Origin of the sequence: Bacteroides sp. An322 (assembly GCF_002161765.1) — a bacterium.
Lineage (GTDB): Bacteria > Bacteroidota > Bacteroidia > Bacteroidales > Bacteroidaceae > Phocaeicola > Phocaeicola merdavium.
Window position 1 is genome coordinate 49,482 of the sequence record NZ_NFIN01000014.1, and the last position, 19,508, is coordinate 68,989.

Genomic DNA, 19,508 nt, shown 5'->3' on the forward strand with positions numbered 1-19,508 from the left:
GGTTATTTTGAAATTCTCATACTTGCTTTGACTAAATAGATAATAAGGAGTGCGTATGCAACGAGCGATACCACTTGGCTCATCGGATTTGCCAGCCATGCTTCGTTTACCAGATTGACTCCTCCGAAACGCATTGCGGCACTTACCACTCCCATTAAGGCACCTCCGGCGATGAATCCCGAAGCGAGCAGGGTGCCTTTTTCCCCGCGTGCCGTATTGACGGAAGCGTCTTTGCTGCGGGTGGTGACATACCAGTTAATGGCTCCTCCTACGATGAGCGGAAGGTTCAGTTCCAACGGGATAAACATACCTAAGGCAAAGGCGAGGGCAGGGACTTTAAAATAGGTCAATACCAAAGCCAATACGGCTCCGATGCCATAAAGCAGCCAAGGGGCAGACACACCGTTCATCAACGGGTCGATTACAGCCGCCATGGCATTGGCTTGCGGGGCGGCAAGTGCTCCGGACGAGAATCCGTAAGTCTTGTTCAGAATCATGATGACGCCGCCCACGGTAGCTGCCGACACCAGTGTGCCGAGGAATTTCCACGTCTGTTGCTTGGCGGGAGTGCTTCCCAACCAATAACCGATTTTCAGGTCGGTGATGAATCCTCCAGCCATCGACAATGCCGTACATACCACGCCGCCCATGACCAATGCTGCCACCATGCCGGTTGCCCCTTTCAAGCCTACGGCTACCATGACCACCGATGCCAAAATCAAGGTCATCAAGGTCATGCCCGAAACCGGATTGGTGCCTACAATGGCAATGGCATTCGCCGCTACGGTCGTGAATAAGAACGAGATGCCTGCCACAAGGATAATGGCTACAATGGTGTGGAGCAGGTTGCCTTGCATTACGTCGAAATAGAAGAACAAGGCGATGAGCGCAATCGTGATAATCGAGCCGATAGCGATGATTTTCATTGATAAGTCCTTTTGGGTGCGGACAACGTTGGCTTCCGCCTTTTTCCCGCCCATTTCTTTAGCCGCCAGCCCTACCGCACTCTTGATGATGCCCCACGAGCGGACGATGCCGATGATGCCTGCCATGGCGATGCCTCCGATGCCGATGCTTTTGGCATATTCGGCGAAGATAGTTTCGGGCGACATCGAGCTAACGGTTTGGGTGATAGCCGGATTCCAGGCATTCAGCACTTGGTCGCCCCATAGCAGGGCAATGCCCGGCACGATGATTATCCATACGGCAAGCGAGCCCGCGCAAATGATAGCGGCGTATTTCAGCCCCACGATGTAGCCCAATCCCAACACTGCGGCTCCGGTATTGATTTTGAGCACCAACTTGGCTTTGTCGGCTATCATTTCTCCCCAGCCGCATACGCGGGTAGTGAAATTCTCGTTCCACCAGCCGAAGGTAGCCACGATGAAGTCATACAGCCCTCCGATGAGTCCCGCGAAGAGCAGCGGCTTGGCTTGGCTCCCTCCCTTTTCGCCCGAAATCAATACCTGCGTGCTTGCCGTAGCTTCGGGGAATGGGTATTCGCCGTGCTTTTCGCTCACGAAGTATTTGCGGAACGGAATCAGGAACAGGATGCCCAAGATGCCGCCCAGCAAGGAACTGATGAACATCTGGAAGAAATCGACGGTCATTTCGGGATACTTGTCTTGCAGGATGTAGAGGGCGGGCAGGGTGAATATGGCTCCCGCAACGATGACTCCCGAACAGGCTCCGATAGACTGGATGATGACGTTCTCGCCTAACGCGCTTTTGCGTTTCGCCGCGCCCGACACGCCTACGGCAATGATAGCGATAGGAATGGCGGCTTCGAACACTTGTCCTACTTTCAGCCCTAAGTAAGCCGAGGCGGCAGAGAACAGGATAGCCATGGCGATGCCCCACGTGACCGACCAGGCGTTTACTTCGGGATACTTCTTGTCGGGCGACATCAGCGGATGATACTGCTCGCCCGGCTTCAATGGGCGGAATGCGTTTTCGGGCAATCCCGCCGGGTTTTCTTCTTTTGTTTCTTTCATGTTGCTTCTATTTTTAGTTTTAATTTATCTTTCATGTCCGCAAAGTGCCAGCCGTAGGGGCGTATCGCATACGCCCGAATGCACCAACTTATCCACGCGGATGTTTTCGGGGCGTATGCGATACGCCCCTACAAGTTAACCCAAGGGCTTGCCGGACGTGAATCGCACGCGATTCATCACTTCCGAGGCCTTGTTTGGCATAAATCTCATGCGATTCATCACTTCCGAGGGCTTGTTTGGCATAAATCTCATGCGATTCATCGTTTCCGAGACTTTGCCCGATGTAAATCTCATGCGATTCACCGTTTAACTATTAACTGTTAATGAATATCCCTATTTTACTAAATTAACTGTAGGGGCGTATCGCATACGCCCGAAAACATCCGCGTAGATAATTGGTGTATTCAGGGCGTATGCGATACGCCCCTACATTGGCGATTTGCGGATATTCATTTAACTGTTCATTATTAATTGTTGACTACCTCACAATATACCGCTTCATCCCCTCCGTATAATATACGTCTGTTTTCCCGTCCTCCTTGGTATAGATGAAGTAAGCGTCCAGCTCGGGATGAGCGTCGCAAATGGCTTTGGCGGAGTCCAGCCCAAGGACCATGAACGAGGTGGCGTAGGCATCTGCCGTGGCACAATCCTGAGCTACGACGGTAGCCGAAAGGATGTTGTGCTGGATGGGATAGCCCGTGCGAGGGTCGATGGTATGCGCGTATTTCTTTCCGTCTTTATAGTAGAAATTGCGGTAGTTTCCCGATGTGGCAAGCCCTGCATCCGAAATCTGGAGGATGGTTTGCAGTTCTTGGTTGACGGCGAGCGAGTCATCTATGGGCTTGTTGATGCCGATGCGCCACGGCTGCATTTTCGAGTTCTCGCCCTTCATCACCAGTTCCCCGCCGATGTCTATCATGTAGTTGCGCACGCCTTTCCGGTCGAGCAGCCGTGCCACGCAGTCCACTCCGAATCCTTTGGCTATGGCACTGCAATCCAGCATCGTGCGCGGGTCGCTCTTGATGACTTTTCCGTCTTCAAGGCGTATCTTTTCGAATCCCACGAATTGGCGCAGGCTGTCGATAGTCAATGAATCCACGTTGTCGGCATTTTTGAACCCGAATCCCCAGGCGTTGACCAGCGGGGCTACGGTGATGTCGAACGCGCCATGGGTCTCTTCCGAAATCTGTTTGGCTAAGCGGAAGACGTAGGCGAACAGGGAATCCGCCTGCATGTCGGTGTTGTCATTAATGTGGGTGATGACCGATTGCTTGTTGAAAGGCGAGAGCGAACGGTCTACCTTTTGCAGTTCGGCTTCGATTTCCGTTTTCAGGTTCTCTTTCGATTGGTAAGTGATTTTATACATGGTGCCGAACACCAGCCCTTGGTCGGTTTGGTAAGGGGCTTGTTTGCGTAAGATGAGCACCGTTCCCACGATGAGCAGGAGCAGGAAGGGGATTTGCCATTTCAGTCCGTTTCTATTTGCCATTGTTCTAATTAGTTTATAAATTCGTCAGCTTAAAACGCAGATTCACGCAGATTTTCGCAGATTATTTTTTTTGATAATTAATTAAATCTGCGTGAATCTGCGAAAATCTGCGTTTCCTTATTTCATTTAATTCGATACACATACTTATCATTCTCAATTTTCTAACCGAGCAAGTGTTCGCACAGTATCTTCACTCCGATGCCGATAAGCACCAGCCCGCCGAACAGCTCCATGCGCAGGTTGAACCGTTTCCCGAAGAAGATGCCGATGAGGCTTCCGGTTAACGAAATCAGGAAAGATGCCAGCCCGATAATCAGGAGCGGGGAGAGCAGACGCTCGAAATTGTTGTATCCGGTGAAAGCGAACGAGATGCCTACCGCCAGCGCGTCGATGCTGGTCGCTACGGCGAGGGTGATAATCACTTTCAGCCGGGTAGGGTCGAAGCTGCATTCTTCGCTGTCCTTGAAATATTCGCGTATCATGCGGATGCCCAAAAAGGCGAGCAGCCCGAAGGCAATCCAGTGGTCGTATGCCTCGATGAGGTGGCTGAAACGGCTGGCTCCGAACCATCCTAACAGGGGCATCAACGCTTGGAAGAAGCCGAAGAAGAAAGCCATCGTGAGGAATGTTTTCCAATGGATGCGCCTCAGGATGATTCCGCTGGCAACGGATACCGTGAAGCAGTCAATAGCCAGGCTGACCGCCAACAACCAAATTTCTAACGTGCTCATGTGCTAAAACGGAAGATTGTAAATTAAGTTATAGGTCAGGTTGAAGCTGCTGCTGGCGTTTTTCCCGAATCCGGGCACGTACCAAGGCTGCGAGTTCTCGTGGTTGGTGATGCTCATGCGCATCTTGTAGCGCACCGCCCATCCCATGTGGAAGCCTTTGTATATCTTTACTTTGATGCCTACCACGCCTTCCAGCCAGCTCGCCTTGCTTTTCATGCCTGAGTAGGAGAAAGGCACGGTAGTGCCTCCATAGTTGGGGTCACTCATGTCAGGTCCGCTCACGTCGTAGCTGAACGAGCTCATGCCGTAGCGCAAGCCTACGTACAGATAGCCCGGCAGGTAAGGTTTCAGATAGAATACATTATAGTCCATACCGATGCGGAAATAGGGGGCGGATGTTTTGTAATGCATGTCGTTGGCATCGTTCACCACATCGGTCTTCCCATATCCTATTTCGAGGGTAGGCAAGAAACGGTTTTTCAGATTGCTTTGCAAGATAATCTCGCTGCTCAATATGTCTCCTCCCAACAGATATCCCCCTATACCGGCAATCTCTACACCGACAGAGCTCCCTTGATAAAACGGGGAAGCCTTATAGTCTGCCTTCAGTTGTTCTTTGTCTTTCTTTTGCGCCCATGCCGGAGCGGGAAGCAAGAACAGGAGGCTACTGCTCAACGCCAGAAACAGTGAAATAAATGCGGATATTCTCTTTCTCATTGTTGTCTATATTCGGATTAGTGATAGCAATGGAGTCGAGCCTGTGGTGGGTGTGCCCGACATTGGTAATTTCGTAAAACATCATGGTGCCGCAGTCTAAGTTGGTGAAATAGGGGATATTGCGGTGGTCAATCCGGATGGTATCCCGTCCCACATAGCCGGCATTCAACGCATGATAGACAAAGATAAACTGGGTATAAGCGTCGTAGCTTAAAGGCAGGGTGAAGCTGTTTGCAGCCGTTTCCTGATTGATGAGCGTATCGGATACAAGCGAATCGTTGGCAAGGGTCTGCCCTACGATGGTAATGGTGTCCGAAGTTTGGAACGTCCTTCCGTTTTGGTCTACCAGCGAAAAATGCAGGTACGACAAAGCGTTGGGCGGGCAGTTCTCCACCTCACAACTTGGAATAAGCACCCCTGTCAGCAAGAGGATGCAGAGTAGCACCGGTAGTCTTTTCATCGTTATAATTCTTTTTCAATTTGATATTTATTGCGTTCGGGAGCGTTGCGGGCAATCAGTTCGCCGATGAATCCGGCAAGGAAAAGCTGCGTCCCGATAATCATAGTGGTCAGGGCAAGGTAGAAGTAAGGGCTTTCCGTTACCAGCCGGTACGGATGGCCCGCATACATGTCATACAGCTTGTTGAAACCGATAACACCTGCCGAAATAAGTCCCAAGAGGAACATAATGGTGCCCAAGAATCCGAAGATATGCATAGGCTTGACCCCGAAAGTGGATAAGAACCACAGGGTAATCAAGTCCAGGTATCCGTTGACGAAGCGGTTCAGCCCGAACTTCGTTTTTCCGTATTTCCGTGCTTGGTGGTGCACGACTTTTTCCCCGATTTTGGTAAAGCCCGCGTTTTTGGCAAGGTAAGGGATATACCGGTGCATTTCGCCATATACTTCGATGTTTTTCACTACATCGCGCCGGTATGCCTTCAGCCCGCAATTGAAGTCGTGCAGGTTGTGGATGCCCGATACGGCACGTGCGGTAGCGTTAAACAACTTGGTCGGTATGGTTTTCGAGAGCGGGTCGTAGCGTTTCTGCTTCCAGCCCGAAACTAAGTCATAGCCGTCTTCCGTAATCATCCGGTAGAGTTCCGGAATTTCGTCGGGACTGTCTTGCAGGTCGGCGTCCATGGTGATGACCACATCTCCTTCGGCACGTTCGAACCCGCAATACAATGCCGGAGACTTGCCGTAATTCCGGCGGAACTTGATGCCTTTCACTTCTTTATTTTCTTGGCTTAATTTCTCGATAATCTCCCAAGATTTATCGGTGCTTCCATCGTTTACAAAAATAATTTCATAGCTGAACCCGTGTGCGTTCATGACTCGTTTTATCCAAGCATGCAGTTCGGGCAATGATTCGGCTTCATTATATAAAGGTATTACTACTGATATGTCCATCTGAATAAGTAATTAAAAATTAGGAACTGAGTATTATGGATTAAAAATTATTTTTTGTACCTCATGACCAGCAATCCTGTGGGTAAAGACAGGAGGATGCCATAAAATACGTTTTGCGTGATAAGTTGGAAAGTAAGCTGAATGGGTGTAAGTGCCGCTACCGTGTCGAATGCAATCATTATTTGGTCAATCGAAGTGGCAAGTTCGCCTTGTACCATTGCTTTAGCTTCATTCAGTTGCTGGCGGTACATGTCCATCAGGAATCCTTGGTCGATGAACTGGAAATAGATGTAATGGCCTACCGCCGTCAGCATCGCCGCAAAAATGTACATACATGCCGTAAAAAGAAAAGCGCGGGAGAAAGATATTGTCCCCTCGCAATAGGTATTTCTGAACTTCCGTGCGTACAGGTATCCTAAAATGGGCACAAAAAGCGTGCATAGGATAAAAAAGAGTTGCAACAAGGGTATACTGAAGCCTAATGGGAGAAAGATGAATTTGAACATCCAAAAAATACCCATGTAAGTGCCGAACCTCATTGAAGGTTCTTGAATGGAGACTGGTCTATCTGTTGTCATTATCTTTTTTCTTTAAATATTCGTCTACAAAAGTACGCTTTTTGTCTCTATTTCCTCTATGAAAAGCGGGAAAAATGATGTTTCTTTCAAATTTTCTTCATTTTTTTATCGAAAGGTATTGCAGATTCAAAAAAAACGCTTACCTTTGCACCCGCAATCAAGAAATATCGCGCCGATAGTTCAGGGATTGCAAGATATTTGAAATACGGGTAAGTCCCATACGGCCAGCTCCCTTCGAATCCTCCAGGGCTTGATCGCAGCAAAGGTAGTTGGTTGTAGCGGCGCGATATGGTAAGCTTACCCACCTGCCTCTTTAGCTCAGTTGGCCAGAGCACGTGATTTGTAATCTCGGGGTCGTTGGTTCGAATCCGACAAGAGGCTCGATTCGTAAAGCTGTCTCTCTCTTGAGGGGCGGCTTTTCTTTTTGTATTTACGCCATGTGAAAAATAGTCCTGTCAAAAAGTCTTTTCCCTTCTGCCAAAAATGCATACGGGTTCATCGGCTTACGCATACGGGTTCATCAGCCGATGAATCTAGGTGAGTAGGCTGATGAACCTAGGTGCGTTTTGGGGAGGGGTTGTATTTCTAAGTTAAGGACTTGAAATTATTTTCTGATAATATTCGTGAAGTATTTTCGTTTATTCAAGAATATGAAGTAACTTTGCTCGTGATAAAAACTAAATGAGAAAAGCATGAAAGTAGGATTGTTTATCCCTTGTTACATCAACGCGGTCTATCCCGAAGTGGGGGTGGCTTCGTATAAGCTGCTGAAGAGTCTGGGTGTGGATGTGGATTATCCGCTGGACCAGACTTGTTGCGGGCAGCCGATGGCGAACGCGGGATTTGAAGGAGAAGCCAAGGAACTGGCAAAGCGTTTCGACCGTTTGTTTGAGCGTTACGATTATATCGTAGGCCCTTCGGCGAGTTGTGTGGTGTTCGTGCGCGACCATTATGGGAACCTGCTGGCGGAAGAGTCGCACCGGTGTGCCAGCGAAGGGAAGATTTATGATATTTGCGAGTTTATCCACGATGTGGTGAAGCCTGTTTCGATTGCGGCATCGTTCCCGCATAAGGTCAGCATCCAGAACAGTTGCCACGGTGTGCGCCTGATGCATCTTTCTTCGCCCAGCGAATTGAACATACCTTATTATAATAAGTTGCGCGACTTGTTGTCGCTGGTGAAGGACATCGAGATTGTAGAACCGGAACGTCCGGACGAGTGCTGCGGATTCGGGGGTATGTTTGCCGTAGAAGAGCACGATGTGTCGGGACGCATGGGACGCGACAAGGTACAGCGGCATATCGATACGGGAGCCGAATACATCGTAGGGGCGGACAGTTCGTGCCTGATGCACCAGACGGGCATTATCGAACGTGACCGTCTGCCTATCAAGACCATTCATATTGTTCAAATTTTAGCGGCAGGGTTATGAGTACGAAACATTCGAAAGCAGCCGGAGAGTTCTTGAAGAATAAGGACATGGCGGCATGGCACGATGAAACGTTGTGGATGGTTCGTGCCAAACGGGACAAAATGAGCAAGGAAGTTCCCGAATGGGAGCAGCTGCGCGACGCGGCGTGTGCCTTGAAAATGTATAGCAACAGCCATTTGGACCAATTGTTGCAGGAGTTTGAGAAAAACGCGCTTGCCAATGGGGCATACGTCTATTGGGCAAAAGACGCCGGGGAATATTGCAAGATTATCTATAACATCCTCAACGGGCATCAGGTGAAGCATTTCATCAAGAGCAAGTCGATGCTGGCGGAAGAATGCGGGCTGAACGAGTATTTGGAAGAAAAAGGCATCGAAGTCGTAGAAAGTGACTTGGGAGAGCGCATCCTTCAGTTGATGCATAAGAAACCCAGCCACATTGTGATGCCAGCCATTCATATCAAGAAAGAGGAGATAGGTGAACTCTTTGTACGTGAAATGGGCACCGAGCCGGGCAATAACGACCAAACGTATTTGACCCATGCTGCACGGAAGAACCTGCGCCAGAAGTTCATTCATGCCGAAGCGGCTATGACGGGTGCCAACTTTGCCGTGGCTTCTACGGGTGAATGTGTGGTGTGCACCAACGAAGGCAATGCGGATATGGGCACTTCTCAGCCTAAATTGCAGATTACGGCATTCGGACTGGAAAAAATTGTGCCCGACCGTGAAGCCTTGGGGGTATTCACCCGCTTGTTAGCCCGTTCGGGTACGGGACAACCCATCACTTCGTACACTTCGCATTACCGCAAGCCGCGTAAGGGAGGAGAATTGCATATCATTATTGTAGATAATGGAAGAAGCCAGATTCTTGCCGACCCGGAACACGTGAAGACCTTGAATTGCCTGCGATGTGGGGCGTGCATGAATACGTGTCCGGTGTACCGCCGTTCGGGGGGGTATTCGTACACTTATTTCATTCCCGGACCTATCGGTATCAACCTCGGTATGCTGAAGGCTCCTTTGCATTATTATGATAATGTGTCGGCATGTTCGTTGTGTCATTCTTGCCAGAACGTGTGTCCGGCTAAGGTGGATTTGGCAGACCAGATTTACCGTTGGCGTCAGAAGCTGGACGGCTTGGGTGTGGCGAGCTGCGAGAAGAAACTGATGTCGGGCGGCATGAAGTTCTTGATGGAACATCCGGAATTGTTTAACTTGGCTTTACGTAAAGCTAAATGGGTGAATGCTTTTCCCCGCTGGATGGTATACAACGGCTTGAATGACTGGGGCAAAGAGCACGAGATGCCCACATTCGCCAAAGAAAGTTTTAACGAGATGTGGAAGAAAGGAAAGATAAATGAGTAGTAGAGAAGACATATTGCAGAATATCCGCCGCAATACGCGGGTACGCTATGAGCGTCCCGACTTGACGGAACTGGAAGAGAATGCCTTGACTTATCCGGATAAGGTAACCCAGTTTTGCGCTATCATGAAGCAAATGGGAGGTGAGGCGGTAGTGCTGACTTCGGAAGACGATATCAACGAAGTAATAAAGAGCCGTTACCCGAATGCCAAACGGGTAGCTTCGAATATGAAGGAAGTGGCAACGGGTGAGAAAATCCAACTGATAACGTGTGCCACTTTTCATCCTGATGATGTGGCAAGTCCTGCAGAGTTGGACGGTACAGACCTTGCGGTTGTAGACGGACGCATCGGCGTATGCGAGAACGGGGCGGTATGGCTGCAGCAGGATGTAGAGCAGCGTGCGGTGTATTTTATATCCGAAGCCTTGGTTATCTTGCTTGACCGGAAGAACCTAGTGAATAACATGCATGAGGCTTACAAGCGTATCGACACAGGTGAGTATGGTTATGGAGTGTTCGTTTCTGGACCGTCGAAGACCGCAGATATTGAACAGGCTTTGGTGATGGGAGCGCATGGCCCGCGCAGCGTGACGGTTATTCTTTTGTAGTTAATAGTTAATAATTAACAGTTAATAGTGGAATGATTGACATCGTTCTCCTCCACTATTAACTGTTAATTATTAACTATTAACTATTTGCCTCTTCTTCCGCCGCCATCATCGACTTGTGGTGTTTCAACACTTCGGCATCGATGTAGAACACAGTTTCTTCGGCGAGGTTGTTGATGTGGTCGCCCGCACGTTCCAATTTGCGGAAGATGCCCGCTATTTCCAGGCACAACTTGATTTCTTCAGGATGTTCGTGAGCGTATGTTGCTAAGGTTTCGATGGCATTCTTGTTCAGGATGTCCAGTGTTTCGTCTTTGTCGAAAATAGATTTGGCAAGGCTGATGTCTTGTTTCTGCAATGCGTCGTAAGTGGTGCTGAGCATGTGCAACACCATGTCGAACATATCTTCCAATTGCAGTTCAGCAAATAAAGCTTTGTTTTCGGGCTTCAGTTCGGTGCGGATAACGAAGCGCGCGATGCTGTCTGCATAGTCGCCAATACGTTCCAGGTTGGTGTTGATTTTCAGCATGGCGAGTGCGAAGCGCAGGTCTACGGCTACCGGATTATAGAGAGCGATGAAGTCTTCGATGTCGCTGTCGATGCGTAGTTCGAAGGCGTTGACACGCTTTTCGCGCAAGATGACTTTGTCGGCAAGTTCCATATCGACGTTTAATACGGATTTATAGGCATTTTCCAATTGCTGGTAAACTAACTGCCACATATCGTTTACTTCTGTCTTGATGTTGAGAAGTTCGTTTTCTACAAATTTTACCATGTTCGTTTTTAATTATGGGTTAAAGTTAATGATAAAAACGCAGATTATCGCAGATTAACGCGGATTATTCTTTCGCAGAGGATTAATTTTGATTTGTAATCTGCGAAAATCTGTGTTAATCTGCGTTTCTCCATATTATTATATACAAGTTTATCCGAAACGCCCCGTGATGTAATTCTGAGTTGCTTCCTTGTCGGGGCTGGTGAAGATTTTCTTTGTTTCACCGTATTCCACCATTTCGCCCATATAGAAGAAAGCGGTCTTGTTGCTCACACGGGCAGCTTGCTGCATGCTGTGGGTCACGATGACTACCGTGGTCTGCGAGCTCAGTTCGCAAATCAACTCCTCGATTTTCGAAGTCGAGATAGGGTCGAGTGCCGAAGCGGGTTCGTCCATCAGCAAGACCGAAGGTTCTACCGCCATGGCGCGAGCGATACACAGACGTTGCTGTTGTCCGCCGGAGAGGTCGTAAGCCGAGGCTTTCAGCTTGTCTTTTACTTCGTTCCATAAAGCGGCGCCTTTCAGTGCAGTTTCCACACGTTCGGTGATGAAGTCTTTGTCTTTAATTCCGTTTACTCGTAAGCCGTATGCTACATTTTCGAAGATACTTTTCGGAAACGGGTTAGGGCGTTGGAACACCATGCCCACATTCTTACGTAAGATGTCTACATTGACCGACGGGTCGTAAATGTTCCGTCCATCAATGTCTATTTCTCCTGTCAGCCGGGTGCCCGGAATCAAATCGTTCATGCGGTTGAACAAGCGCAGGAAAGTTGATTTACCACATCCGGAAGGACCGATAAAAGCTACTACCTCATTGTTGGGGATAGTAATATTGATGTTCTTCAGCGCATGGAAGTCGCCGTAATAGAAATCTACGTTTTTAGCTTCAATCTTATTCATACAGATGACGATAATGTGTTATTTTGATTTTAGTTTGTTCTCGAAATATTTACGGATGTAATTAGCCAGCAGATTCATAATCAATACGATGACTATCAGTACAAAAGCTGTGCCGTAAGCGATAGGGGTTTGTGCTTCGATGTTGGTACCGCTGGTGGCAATTACATACAAGTGATAAGGCAGTGCCATACATTGGTCGAAGACGCTTGACGGCAATTTCGGTAAGAAGTAGGCTGCACACGTAAAGAGGATAGGAGCTGTTTCGCCCGACACACGTCCCAATGAAAGGATTAATCCCGTGATGATGCGGGGCATCGCCATCGGCAGCAACACTTTCCAAATGGTCTGTGCCTTGGTGGCTCCCAGTGCCAGACTTCCTTCCCGATAGCTGGTAGGGATGTCTTTAAACGCTTCTTCGGTAGTACGGATGACAATCGGCAATGCCAACAGACCCAACGTGAGCGATCCGGCAATGATGCTGTCGCCGAAATCCAGGTAATTGACGAAGAACGCCATACCGAACAGACCGAATACGATAGACGGGATACCTGCCAGGTTATTGGTCATGGTACGGATGAAGTTTACCAATTTTCCTTTCGGTGCATATTCGTTCATGTAGATGCCGCTCATTACGCCTACAGGGAAAGAGAACAAAGCACTTCCTATCATCAAGTAAAATGTACCCACAATGGCGGGCCAGATACCTCCCTTGGTCATGCCATCGGTAGGCGCTTGGGTAAGGAAATCCCAGTTAATGACGCTGATGCCTTTTACAATAATGAATCCTAGAATGTAAAATAACAGTAACGCAATGAAATAACTGAGTATGCGGAAGCAAATGAACATTCCTTTCTGAATGCCCTTTTTATGCTTCATGTAAGAAGGGTCGATTTCAACAGCCATAACTTATTTCTTGAATTTATTGCGTGAAGATACGATTTCTACGCAAGAGTTAATAATTAAAGTGATGAAAAAGAGGATGACACCTAATAAAAAGAGCGATTGATAATGCGCGCCTCCTGCAGGAGCTTCGCCTAATTCAGCTGCAATAGTTGCCGGAATGGTCCGCAAAGGTTCCAAAATGCTGTGAGGCATGACTGCTGCATTACCCGTCACCATCAGTACAGCCATGGTCTCGCCGATAGCACGTCCGATGCCAAGTACAATACCTGAAGTAATACCGGATATGGAAAAGGGAATCACTACTTTGTAAATGGTTTGCCATTGGGTCGCTCCTAAAGCCAGACTGGCTTCGCGCATATTTCGCGGACAACTGCGCATAGCATCTTCTGCTACAGTAATAATGGTAGGCAATGCCATGATAGCCAGTACCAGACTACCTGCCAAGCCTGATTCACCTACGGGCAGATTGAATGTCTGTTGAAGGAATGGAACGATGACTGCCAACCCGAAGAAACCGTAGACTACTGAAGGAATGCCGTTCAGCAATTCGATAATCGGTTTCAGGAACTTACGGGTCTTTTCGTTCGCCACTTCGGCTAAATAAATGGAAATTGCCAATCCGAAGGGCAAGGCGATGAGGATAGCGAAGAAGCTGACCCATAATGTACCGCTTATCAGTGGAAGAATACCGAAGATAGGGGAAGGGGTTGCTGTCGGGAACCATTCGTTGCCTAATAAAACATCTTTTGCTGGAATGTTTTGGTCTTCAATATAGCGAATGTTTTTTTGACCTTCTATCAGCACATCGGGAACGTATGCGACAATGCCTGGAGTTTGGTAAATCTGTTCGGCAATTTTAGCGCCGGCAAATTCGTATTCCGCTCCTAATTCTTCTTCCGTGTAATGCTTGTCAAGGTCTTCCAAGCGGAATACGGTGATGGGCATATCCTTTCCGCCCACTTCTTTCCAGTTGGTGATTTCCTCATCGAAGATGTTCTTGATTTGCTGTGCACTCAGCTTTTTTACATCGTTTTCCTTGTTGAGTGCCAAGACATATCCGTCTTCTACGATGGGATTGTTGAAGAGGCCTACCGCTTCCTTGAACAGGAAGCCGATAATCAGCAGGATGACCACGCTGGTGGTAAACCCGCTCACGGTAAGTATATACCGTGCGATGTTATCAATCAATCTTTTCATATTCTATATACCTTATTATATATACCTATGTTATGTGTTATGGTTAGCGGGGAATGAATCCCAAGTCTAATGTCTTGGCTTGTCCTTCTTCTGAAGTGGTAAAGTTGAGGAAAGGCATGACGTTCTTTTCGTTTGATTTGTCGTAGTAATAATACAACGGACGGACAATGGGGTATTCTTTCCGGGTTGCGCTTTCTACCGAAGGGTAGACATAATGTTTGCCTTGGTCGTAGGATACGGCAATTGCTTTTACGTATGGATTCAGGTAAGCCAAGCCTACATAGCCGATGGCGCCTTTGGTCTGGCGTACCGACTGGATGATGGCACCCGTGGCGGGCATAGAAAGTACACTGCTCATGTAATTCTTGTTATGCAGAACGCTTTCTTTGAAAAACTCGTATGTACCTGAAGACGTTTCGCGTGAATAAACTACGATACGTGCATCTTCGCCTCCCACTTCTTTCCAATTGGTGATTTTACCGCGGAAGATGTCTTCCAACTGTTCACGGGTGAGCTGTTTCACGGGATTTTGAGGATTGACAATAACAGCTAGTGCATCGTAAGCTACGATGTATTCGCAAGGTTCATGCTTAGCCTGTTTCATCTTCATTTTCTCGCTGAACTTGATTTTTCTAGATGCCATTGCCAAGTCGGTTGTTCCGTCGAGCAAGGCTGAAATTCCTACACCGCTACCTCCTCCCGTTACAGTTACTGTAGCAGAGGGATTCTTTTTCATATACATTTCCGATAATTCTTGAGTGAGAGGAAGTACGGTGTCGCTTCCTTTGATGCGTTGTGCCATCAGCATGTCCGGCAGACATGTGCAGCATGCTAATAAGAAAAAAGAAACATATTTCTTCATACGCCGTTAATATTCAGTTTTTTGATTGCTAAAATTTAACGGTTCAAAGGTACAATGATTTTCTCGAAAGGGGTGTTACAAACTTGTTACATAGCTAAGTCATTTCAATGAATGTTTGATCAGTCTTTGAATAATTGTATTTTTGCTCCGAAGGAGAATCGGAGGATATCTTTCATTTTCAGGCTGCTGTTTGTTATTTTGCTAATAATATAAAGTTCGCAACTGCTTATTTCATAGAATAAGCTGATATGTTTGATGAGATTGTTATCCAAATTCAAATTGATACGTTGTCCGATGAAAATATACGGACGTAGTTTGGTGCTGAAATTGTAGTATCGGTTCGGATAACGTCCTGGTTCTTGTTTCCAAAATTCTTCTCCAGCTATGGTAGTGACGTATAATCCGCAATAGAATGGTTCCAAAGCCCAATGCTCATCAAAGCTCATGCTCCAAGGGATATAGTTTTGCTTGACAGTAAAGGTCAGTCGGAACTTATCCGCATATTTGGAAGGTAAGAATCCGACTAGAAAGTCGGTTTCCCATTGCCTGCGTTTCCCATAATCCCATCCTATTCCGAAGGCGGACACTCCCATTCCGCCGGCATATTGGTATTTGACGTGTGTGGGGCGCAACCGTTCCCAGCCTTCGTATTTCTGATGTATTCGTTTATCCCATTTCCGTGGGAGAACTGCTTCAAGTGAATCAGTCGGATTGGCAATAACAGGTGTGAAGGCAATAGAAAATAACAGAATTGCTAATATATTAATAAGGTATTGTTTCATAAGTGTAAGAGTCTGGGGTGAAAATAAAATGAAGCAAAGTACGTTTTTTGATGCAGGGGGCTGTATAATAAAATATGCCGTCTTCAAAAATGTCTTCTACAGCAAGGCTATGCGTATGTCCAGCCAAGCAGAATTGCAGAGAAGGGTACTCATCTATATAATGTTGGAACACACGGGCGATGTTATTATTGAATTGTTCTGTATAAGGTGCGGCATGCATGGCTACGATAGTCCGGGCTATTCCTGCGGGCAAGTTGCTTAAATCATTTTCAATATAGGCAAAGTCGGGCACAGCTTCTGAATAATCAAATTCCAGTGCATTGGTGTTCAGGCATACAAAATGGGTGTTTCCGGCATGGAACGAGAAGTTCTCATCTCCGAAAATGATTCTGAAAACGTCTTGTCCGGTAGCTAGGCAATCGTGATTTCCTAATAAACATACATAAGGGACATCCAACTTGTTTAAGATGTCGCGTTGTAATTCGAATTCTAATTTCAGCCCGAAATCGGAAAGGTCTCCGGTATGAATGACAAAATCTACATTTTCCATTTGGTTAATGGCATATACGGCATCTTCTGTTTCATCATACCAGCGTTGTGTATCACTGATGAATACAAAAGAAAATGCGTCTTTTCCTTGCAATGCTGATTCAATCCTTTTGATATTTTTAGCATTGATTCCAGTTTCTCCGTCAATATCCAAGTCGTATGGATGAAATTCTATCATGTCACATCCCGTCAGTATCCCTAAAGGAAGAATAGACAGACATAACTGAAAGTATTTGGAATATTTTTTCAGTTTGTTAGTTAGATACATAGTTTGCAATGTGTTTAGTGGTTTTAGCAAAGATTGCTAAAAAAGTTCACATGCGTTTTATTTGTATTACAGAAAAACTGTTCTAAATTGCTGATAGCTTTTATTTAGACCAGTAAATAGGGTAAATCGGCAATTATTCTGTCGTAAATTTATATGCTGTATGGCTTTGGAATATATCTCCGGGATATAAGACAGTGGAGGGGAATTGCGGGTTATTGGGACTGTCCTGGAAATGGCAAGTCTCAAAACATACAGCTGCACGGAAAGGATAATAAATGTTTTGTTTTCCTTTGACTTTCCCTTTCAGTCCGTTGCCTGTATAGATATGGATAGCAGGTTCAGTAGTATAGATTTCCATTTTTCGTCCGCTTACTTTATCATAAATCCAAGCTGCCGGCTGGGTATCATCTCCGGGATGATTCAATGCCCAGGCATGGTCATAACCGTTTACGATGTTCAGCTGTCCGTAGTTATCATTGATGTGCTCGGATAGCAGATGAGGCTCTCTGAAATCAAGTGGGGTAGAATCTACGGGCCATAGTTCACCCGTTACGCATTTGTTCCGGTCGTATGTACTGAAATAATCGGCGTCTACCCACATCGTTTGGTTTTCTATGTTTTGGTTTAAATTGCCCGAGATATTGAAGAAAGAGTGATTGCATAAGTTGAGTACGGTCGGCTTATCGGTTGTTGCTTCATAACGGATGTCTAAAGCATTATCTTCTGTTATGGTATAAGTGACGAACAGATTCAAATTGCCGGGGAAGCCGTTTTCTCCATCAGGCGAAAGGTAATTTAATGTAATGGAAGAAGGAGTGGCTTGGGTCACTTTCCACATTCTTGCTCCGAAATTGGGGTCTCCTCCGTGGGCGGTATGTCCCAATAAATGGTTAGCCTGAAGATGATAGGTTTTTCCGTCTAAGGTATATTGTGCGTTTAAGATGCGTCCGATGTATCTGCCTACCGTAGCTCCGTAATTTTGTGATTGGCTTATGTAATCGTGTATATTGGAGAAGCCGCATACCACATCTTCCAATTTCCCATTCCGGTCAGGTGTCATGAGTGCTACTACTCGCGCGCCATAATTGGTAATACAAGCTTCCATGCCGTTCCGGTTGGCTATCTTATATAAGCCGGTCTTTTGCCCTTCCACTTTTTGTCGGAAGTCTTTCGGGTTCAGTCCCGATGCGGTTGTAAACCGATGGTTTCCGCAAGATGCGATTATAAATAGAAGTGTAATGCTGATTATCGAAAGTAAGTAAGTGTGTCTCATAATCTTGATTCTTTTATAGATTCTATCGGAACAAAGTTATAATAATTGGGAATAATATGAAAGCAGAGAAGAATATTTATTTTAGAAATATACGTGTAGATTGAATCTTTTCATTAGTTTTGCAGCGTCATTAATCAAAATGTGTAATGGAAGAAGCAAATGTAAAAAATGTATATGTCGGAGGAAATCGGAAGAACAGCCTGATAAACCAGAAAATGATATGCCGTATTTTAGGTTTCTTGTTGTTTATCGAAGGAATGATGTTATTGGTATGTGCAGGAGTTTCCTTATTTTATCATGAGTCGGATTATATTTATTTTGTCTATTCTACCTTGATAACAGTGGGGGCTGGAGGGCTTTTGGTTTTCTTGGGAAGAAAAGCAGAGAATAAGTTGACACGAAGAGACGGATACTGTATTGTGGCGTTTACGTGGATTCTGTTTTCTGCTTTCGGTATGCTTCCTTTTCTTATTAGCGGGGCGATACCTTCGGTGGCGGATGCTTTTTTTGAAATTGTATCGGGATTCACCACCACCGGTGCTACAATTTTGGATAATATCAAATCGCTTTCGCACGGTATATTGTTCTGGCGCAGTTTCTCGCATTGGATAGGCGGTTTGGGAATTGTATTCTTCACCATAGCCGTATTGCCTATTTTTGGAGTTGGGAATCAGGTGTTGTTCTCTGCAGAGGCAACGGGAGTGACTCACGATAAAATCCATCCTAAAGTCAGCATCATGGCGAAATGGTTGTGGACCGTTTACTTGATTCTGACGGTTTCGGAAACTTTGTTGCTGGTGTGGGGAGGCATGGGTTGGTTTGATGCCGTATGCCATTCGTTCTCTACAACGGCTACAGGAGGATTTTCTACTAAGCAATCGAGTGTGGCATATTGGAATTCTCCTTTTATCGAGTATGTCATTGCTATTTTTATGATGCTTTCCTCACTTAATTTCTCGTTGTATTTCATGTGCCTGAAAGGGAAATTCCGTCATTTATGGAAAGACGATGAAGTGAGAGGATTTTTCATCTCAGTCTTTACCGTAACCCTGATTATTACAGTTTCACTTGTGATTTATAATCATTATGATATAGAAAAAGCCTTTCGGAAAGCGTTATTTCAAGTGGTTACGGTACACAGCTCTACCGGTTTTACAACTGATGATTATAACTATTGGATGCCGTTCACATGGATGCTGATTGTGTATGCGACGGTGGTTGGTGGATGTACCGGTTCTACCAGTGGAGGTATTAAGGTGATGCGTTTGCTTATTCTTTTGCGCAATGCCAAAAACGAATTGGCTCGTCTTATTCATCCGCGTGCCGTATTTCCGGTAAAAATAAACCGTCAAACGGTAGACCCTATGACTATCTCGGCGGTTACGACCTTTACTTTGTTGTTTTTGATATGCGGTTTTGTGGGGTGGATTGCCCTGATGATGATGGGGGTAGAGCTAACCGATGCGTTTGGTGTGGTTTATTCCAGTATGGGTAATGCCGGTGTGGCTTTAGGTAATTACGGACCTGCGTTTTCGTGGAGTGGGCTTCCCGATGGTGCCAAATGGATACTGTCTTTCCTGATGTTATTAGGCCGTTTGGAGTTGTATGCCATTCTGTTGATGTTTGTTCCTAGTTTCTGGCATAACCGTTAGGTAGTTGATAAT

Annotated in this window: 19 protein-coding genes and 1 tRNA gene; 5 read left to right on the forward strand and 15 right to left on the reverse strand. The window is 46.4% G+C overall.

Annotated features, from left to right (window positions below; all coding sequences use genetic code 11):
• Positions 1-2 precede the first annotated feature (2 nt).
• The 7 genes from B5F91_RS08875 to B5F91_RS08910 form a co-directional block, all read right to left on the reverse strand.
• Entirely contained in the window at positions 3-1,994 is a 1,992-nt protein-coding gene (locus tag B5F91_RS08875) for an oligopeptide transporter, OPT family (protein ID WP_087428737.1), read from the reverse strand.
• A gap of 478 nt (positions 1,995-2,472) precedes the next feature.
• Positions 2,473-3,486, reverse strand: a complete 1,014-nt coding sequence (locus B5F91_RS08885) for an FAD:protein FMN transferase (RefSeq protein WP_087428738.1) — start codon at positions 3,484-3,486, stop codon at positions 2,473-2,475.
• A gap of 161 nt (positions 3,487-3,647) precedes the next feature.
• Positions 3,648-4,217: a manganese efflux pump MntP family protein gene (locus B5F91_RS08890; protein WP_087428739.1), complete on the reverse strand. Its 570-nt coding sequence runs from the start codon at positions 4,215-4,217 to the stop codon at positions 3,648-3,650.
• A 3-nt stretch (positions 4,218-4,220) separates the two neighbouring features.
• Entirely contained in the window at positions 4,221-4,934 is a 714-nt protein-coding gene (locus B5F91_RS08895) for a DUF6048 family protein (RefSeq protein WP_087428740.1), read from the reverse strand.
• On the reverse strand, positions 4,882-5,394 hold the full coding sequence (locus B5F91_RS08900) for a DUF6452 family protein (protein WP_087428741.1): 513 nt from the start codon (positions 5,392-5,394) through the stop codon (positions 4,882-4,884). Before B5F91_RS08900 ends, B5F91_RS08895 begins: the two co-directional genes overlap by 53 nt.
• Positions 5,395-5,396: 2 nt before the next feature.
• Positions 5,397-6,347, reverse strand: coding sequence for a glycosyltransferase family 2 protein (locus tag B5F91_RS08905; protein WP_087428742.1), 951 nt, complete (start codon positions 6,345-6,347; stop codon positions 5,397-5,399).
• 47 nt (positions 6,348-6,394) lie between these two features.
• Positions 6,395-6,925 carry a DUF4199 domain-containing protein gene (locus B5F91_RS08910; protein ID WP_087428743.1) on the reverse strand — a complete coding sequence of 177 codons (531 nt, stop codon included), beginning with the start codon at positions 6,923-6,925 and terminating at the stop codon, positions 6,395-6,397.
• 307 nt (positions 6,926-7,232) lie between these two features.
• On the opposite strand from B5F91_RS08910, the gene B5F91_RS08915 reads away from it, so the two are divergent.
• The 4 genes from B5F91_RS08915 to B5F91_RS08930 all read left to right on the forward strand — a co-directional run bounded on the left by B5F91_RS08915 (position 7,233) and on the right by B5F91_RS08930 (position 10,332).
• Positions 7,233-7,306: transfer RNA gene (locus B5F91_RS08915), tRNA-Thr, on the forward strand.
• 311 nt (positions 7,307-7,617) lie between these two features.
• Positions 7,618-8,358, forward strand: a complete 741-nt coding sequence (locus tag B5F91_RS08920; RefSeq protein ID WP_087428744.1) for a (Fe-S)-binding protein — start codon at positions 7,618-7,620, stop codon at positions 8,356-8,358.
• Positions 8,355-9,725 (forward strand): lactate utilization protein B, encoded by a 1,371-nt coding sequence (locus B5F91_RS08925; RefSeq protein ID WP_087428745.1) that lies wholly within the window; start codon positions 8,355-8,357, stop codon positions 9,723-9,725. Before B5F91_RS08920 ends, B5F91_RS08925 begins: the two co-directional genes overlap by 4 nt.
• Positions 9,718-10,332, forward strand: a complete 615-nt coding sequence (locus B5F91_RS08930) for an LUD domain-containing protein (protein WP_087428746.1) — start codon at positions 9,718-9,720, stop codon at positions 10,330-10,332. Before B5F91_RS08925 ends, B5F91_RS08930 begins: the two co-directional genes overlap by 8 nt.
• Before the next feature lie 79 nt (positions 10,333-10,411).
• Here B5F91_RS08930 and phoU read toward each other — a convergent pair whose 3' ends face one another.
• The 8 genes from phoU to B5F91_RS08970 form a co-directional block, all read right to left on the reverse strand.
• Entirely contained in the window at positions 10,412-11,107 is a 696-nt protein-coding gene (phoU, locus tag B5F91_RS08935; protein WP_087428747.1) for a phosphate signaling complex protein PhoU, read from the reverse strand.
• 150 nt (positions 11,108-11,257) lie between these two features.
• Entirely contained in the window at positions 11,258-12,010 is a 753-nt protein-coding gene (pstB, locus tag B5F91_RS08940) for a phosphate ABC transporter ATP-binding protein PstB (RefSeq protein ID WP_087428748.1), read from the reverse strand.
• 18 nt (positions 12,011-12,028) lie between these two features.
• The gene (gene pstA, locus B5F91_RS08945) at positions 12,029-12,886 is read right to left on the reverse strand and encodes a phosphate ABC transporter permease PstA (RefSeq protein ID WP_087428772.1); all 858 of its coding nucleotides are present in this window, start codon (positions 12,884-12,886) and stop codon (positions 12,029-12,031) included.
• A 30-nt stretch (positions 12,887-12,916) separates the two neighbouring features.
• Positions 12,917-14,110 (reverse strand): phosphate ABC transporter permease subunit PstC, encoded by a 1,194-nt coding sequence (gene pstC, locus B5F91_RS08950; RefSeq protein ID WP_087428749.1) that lies wholly within the window; start codon positions 14,108-14,110, stop codon positions 12,917-12,919.
• A 43-nt stretch (positions 14,111-14,153) separates the two neighbouring features.
• Positions 14,154-14,918 (reverse strand): PstS family phosphate ABC transporter substrate-binding protein, encoded by a 765-nt coding sequence (locus B5F91_RS08955; protein WP_087428773.1) that lies wholly within the window; start codon positions 14,916-14,918, stop codon positions 14,154-14,156.
• A gap of 173 nt (positions 14,919-15,091) precedes the next feature.
• Positions 15,092-15,754 carry a hypothetical protein gene (locus tag B5F91_RS08960; protein ID WP_144025092.1) on the reverse strand — a complete coding sequence of 221 codons (663 nt, stop codon included), beginning with the start codon at positions 15,752-15,754 and terminating at the stop codon, positions 15,092-15,094.
• Complete coding sequence (locus B5F91_RS08965) at positions 15,735-16,481, reverse strand: metallophosphoesterase (RefSeq protein ID WP_087428750.1); 747 nt, start codon at positions 16,479-16,481, stop codon at positions 15,735-15,737. The genes B5F91_RS08960 and B5F91_RS08965 overlap by 20 nt, the downstream gene beginning before the upstream one ends.
• Positions 16,482-16,704: 223 nt before the next feature.
• Positions 16,705-17,844, reverse strand: coding sequence for an aldose epimerase family protein (locus tag B5F91_RS08970; protein ID WP_087428751.1), 1,140 nt, complete (start codon positions 17,842-17,844; stop codon positions 16,705-16,707).
• 146 nt (positions 17,845-17,990) lie between these two features.
• Between B5F91_RS08970 and B5F91_RS08975 the strand changes: the two genes are divergently transcribed.
• Positions 17,991-19,496 carry a TrkH family potassium uptake protein gene (locus B5F91_RS08975; RefSeq protein ID WP_087428752.1) on the forward strand — a complete coding sequence of 502 codons (1,506 nt, stop codon included), beginning with the start codon at positions 17,991-17,993 and terminating at the stop codon, positions 19,494-19,496.
• The last annotated feature ends 12 nt before the right edge of the window (positions 19,497-19,508 follow it).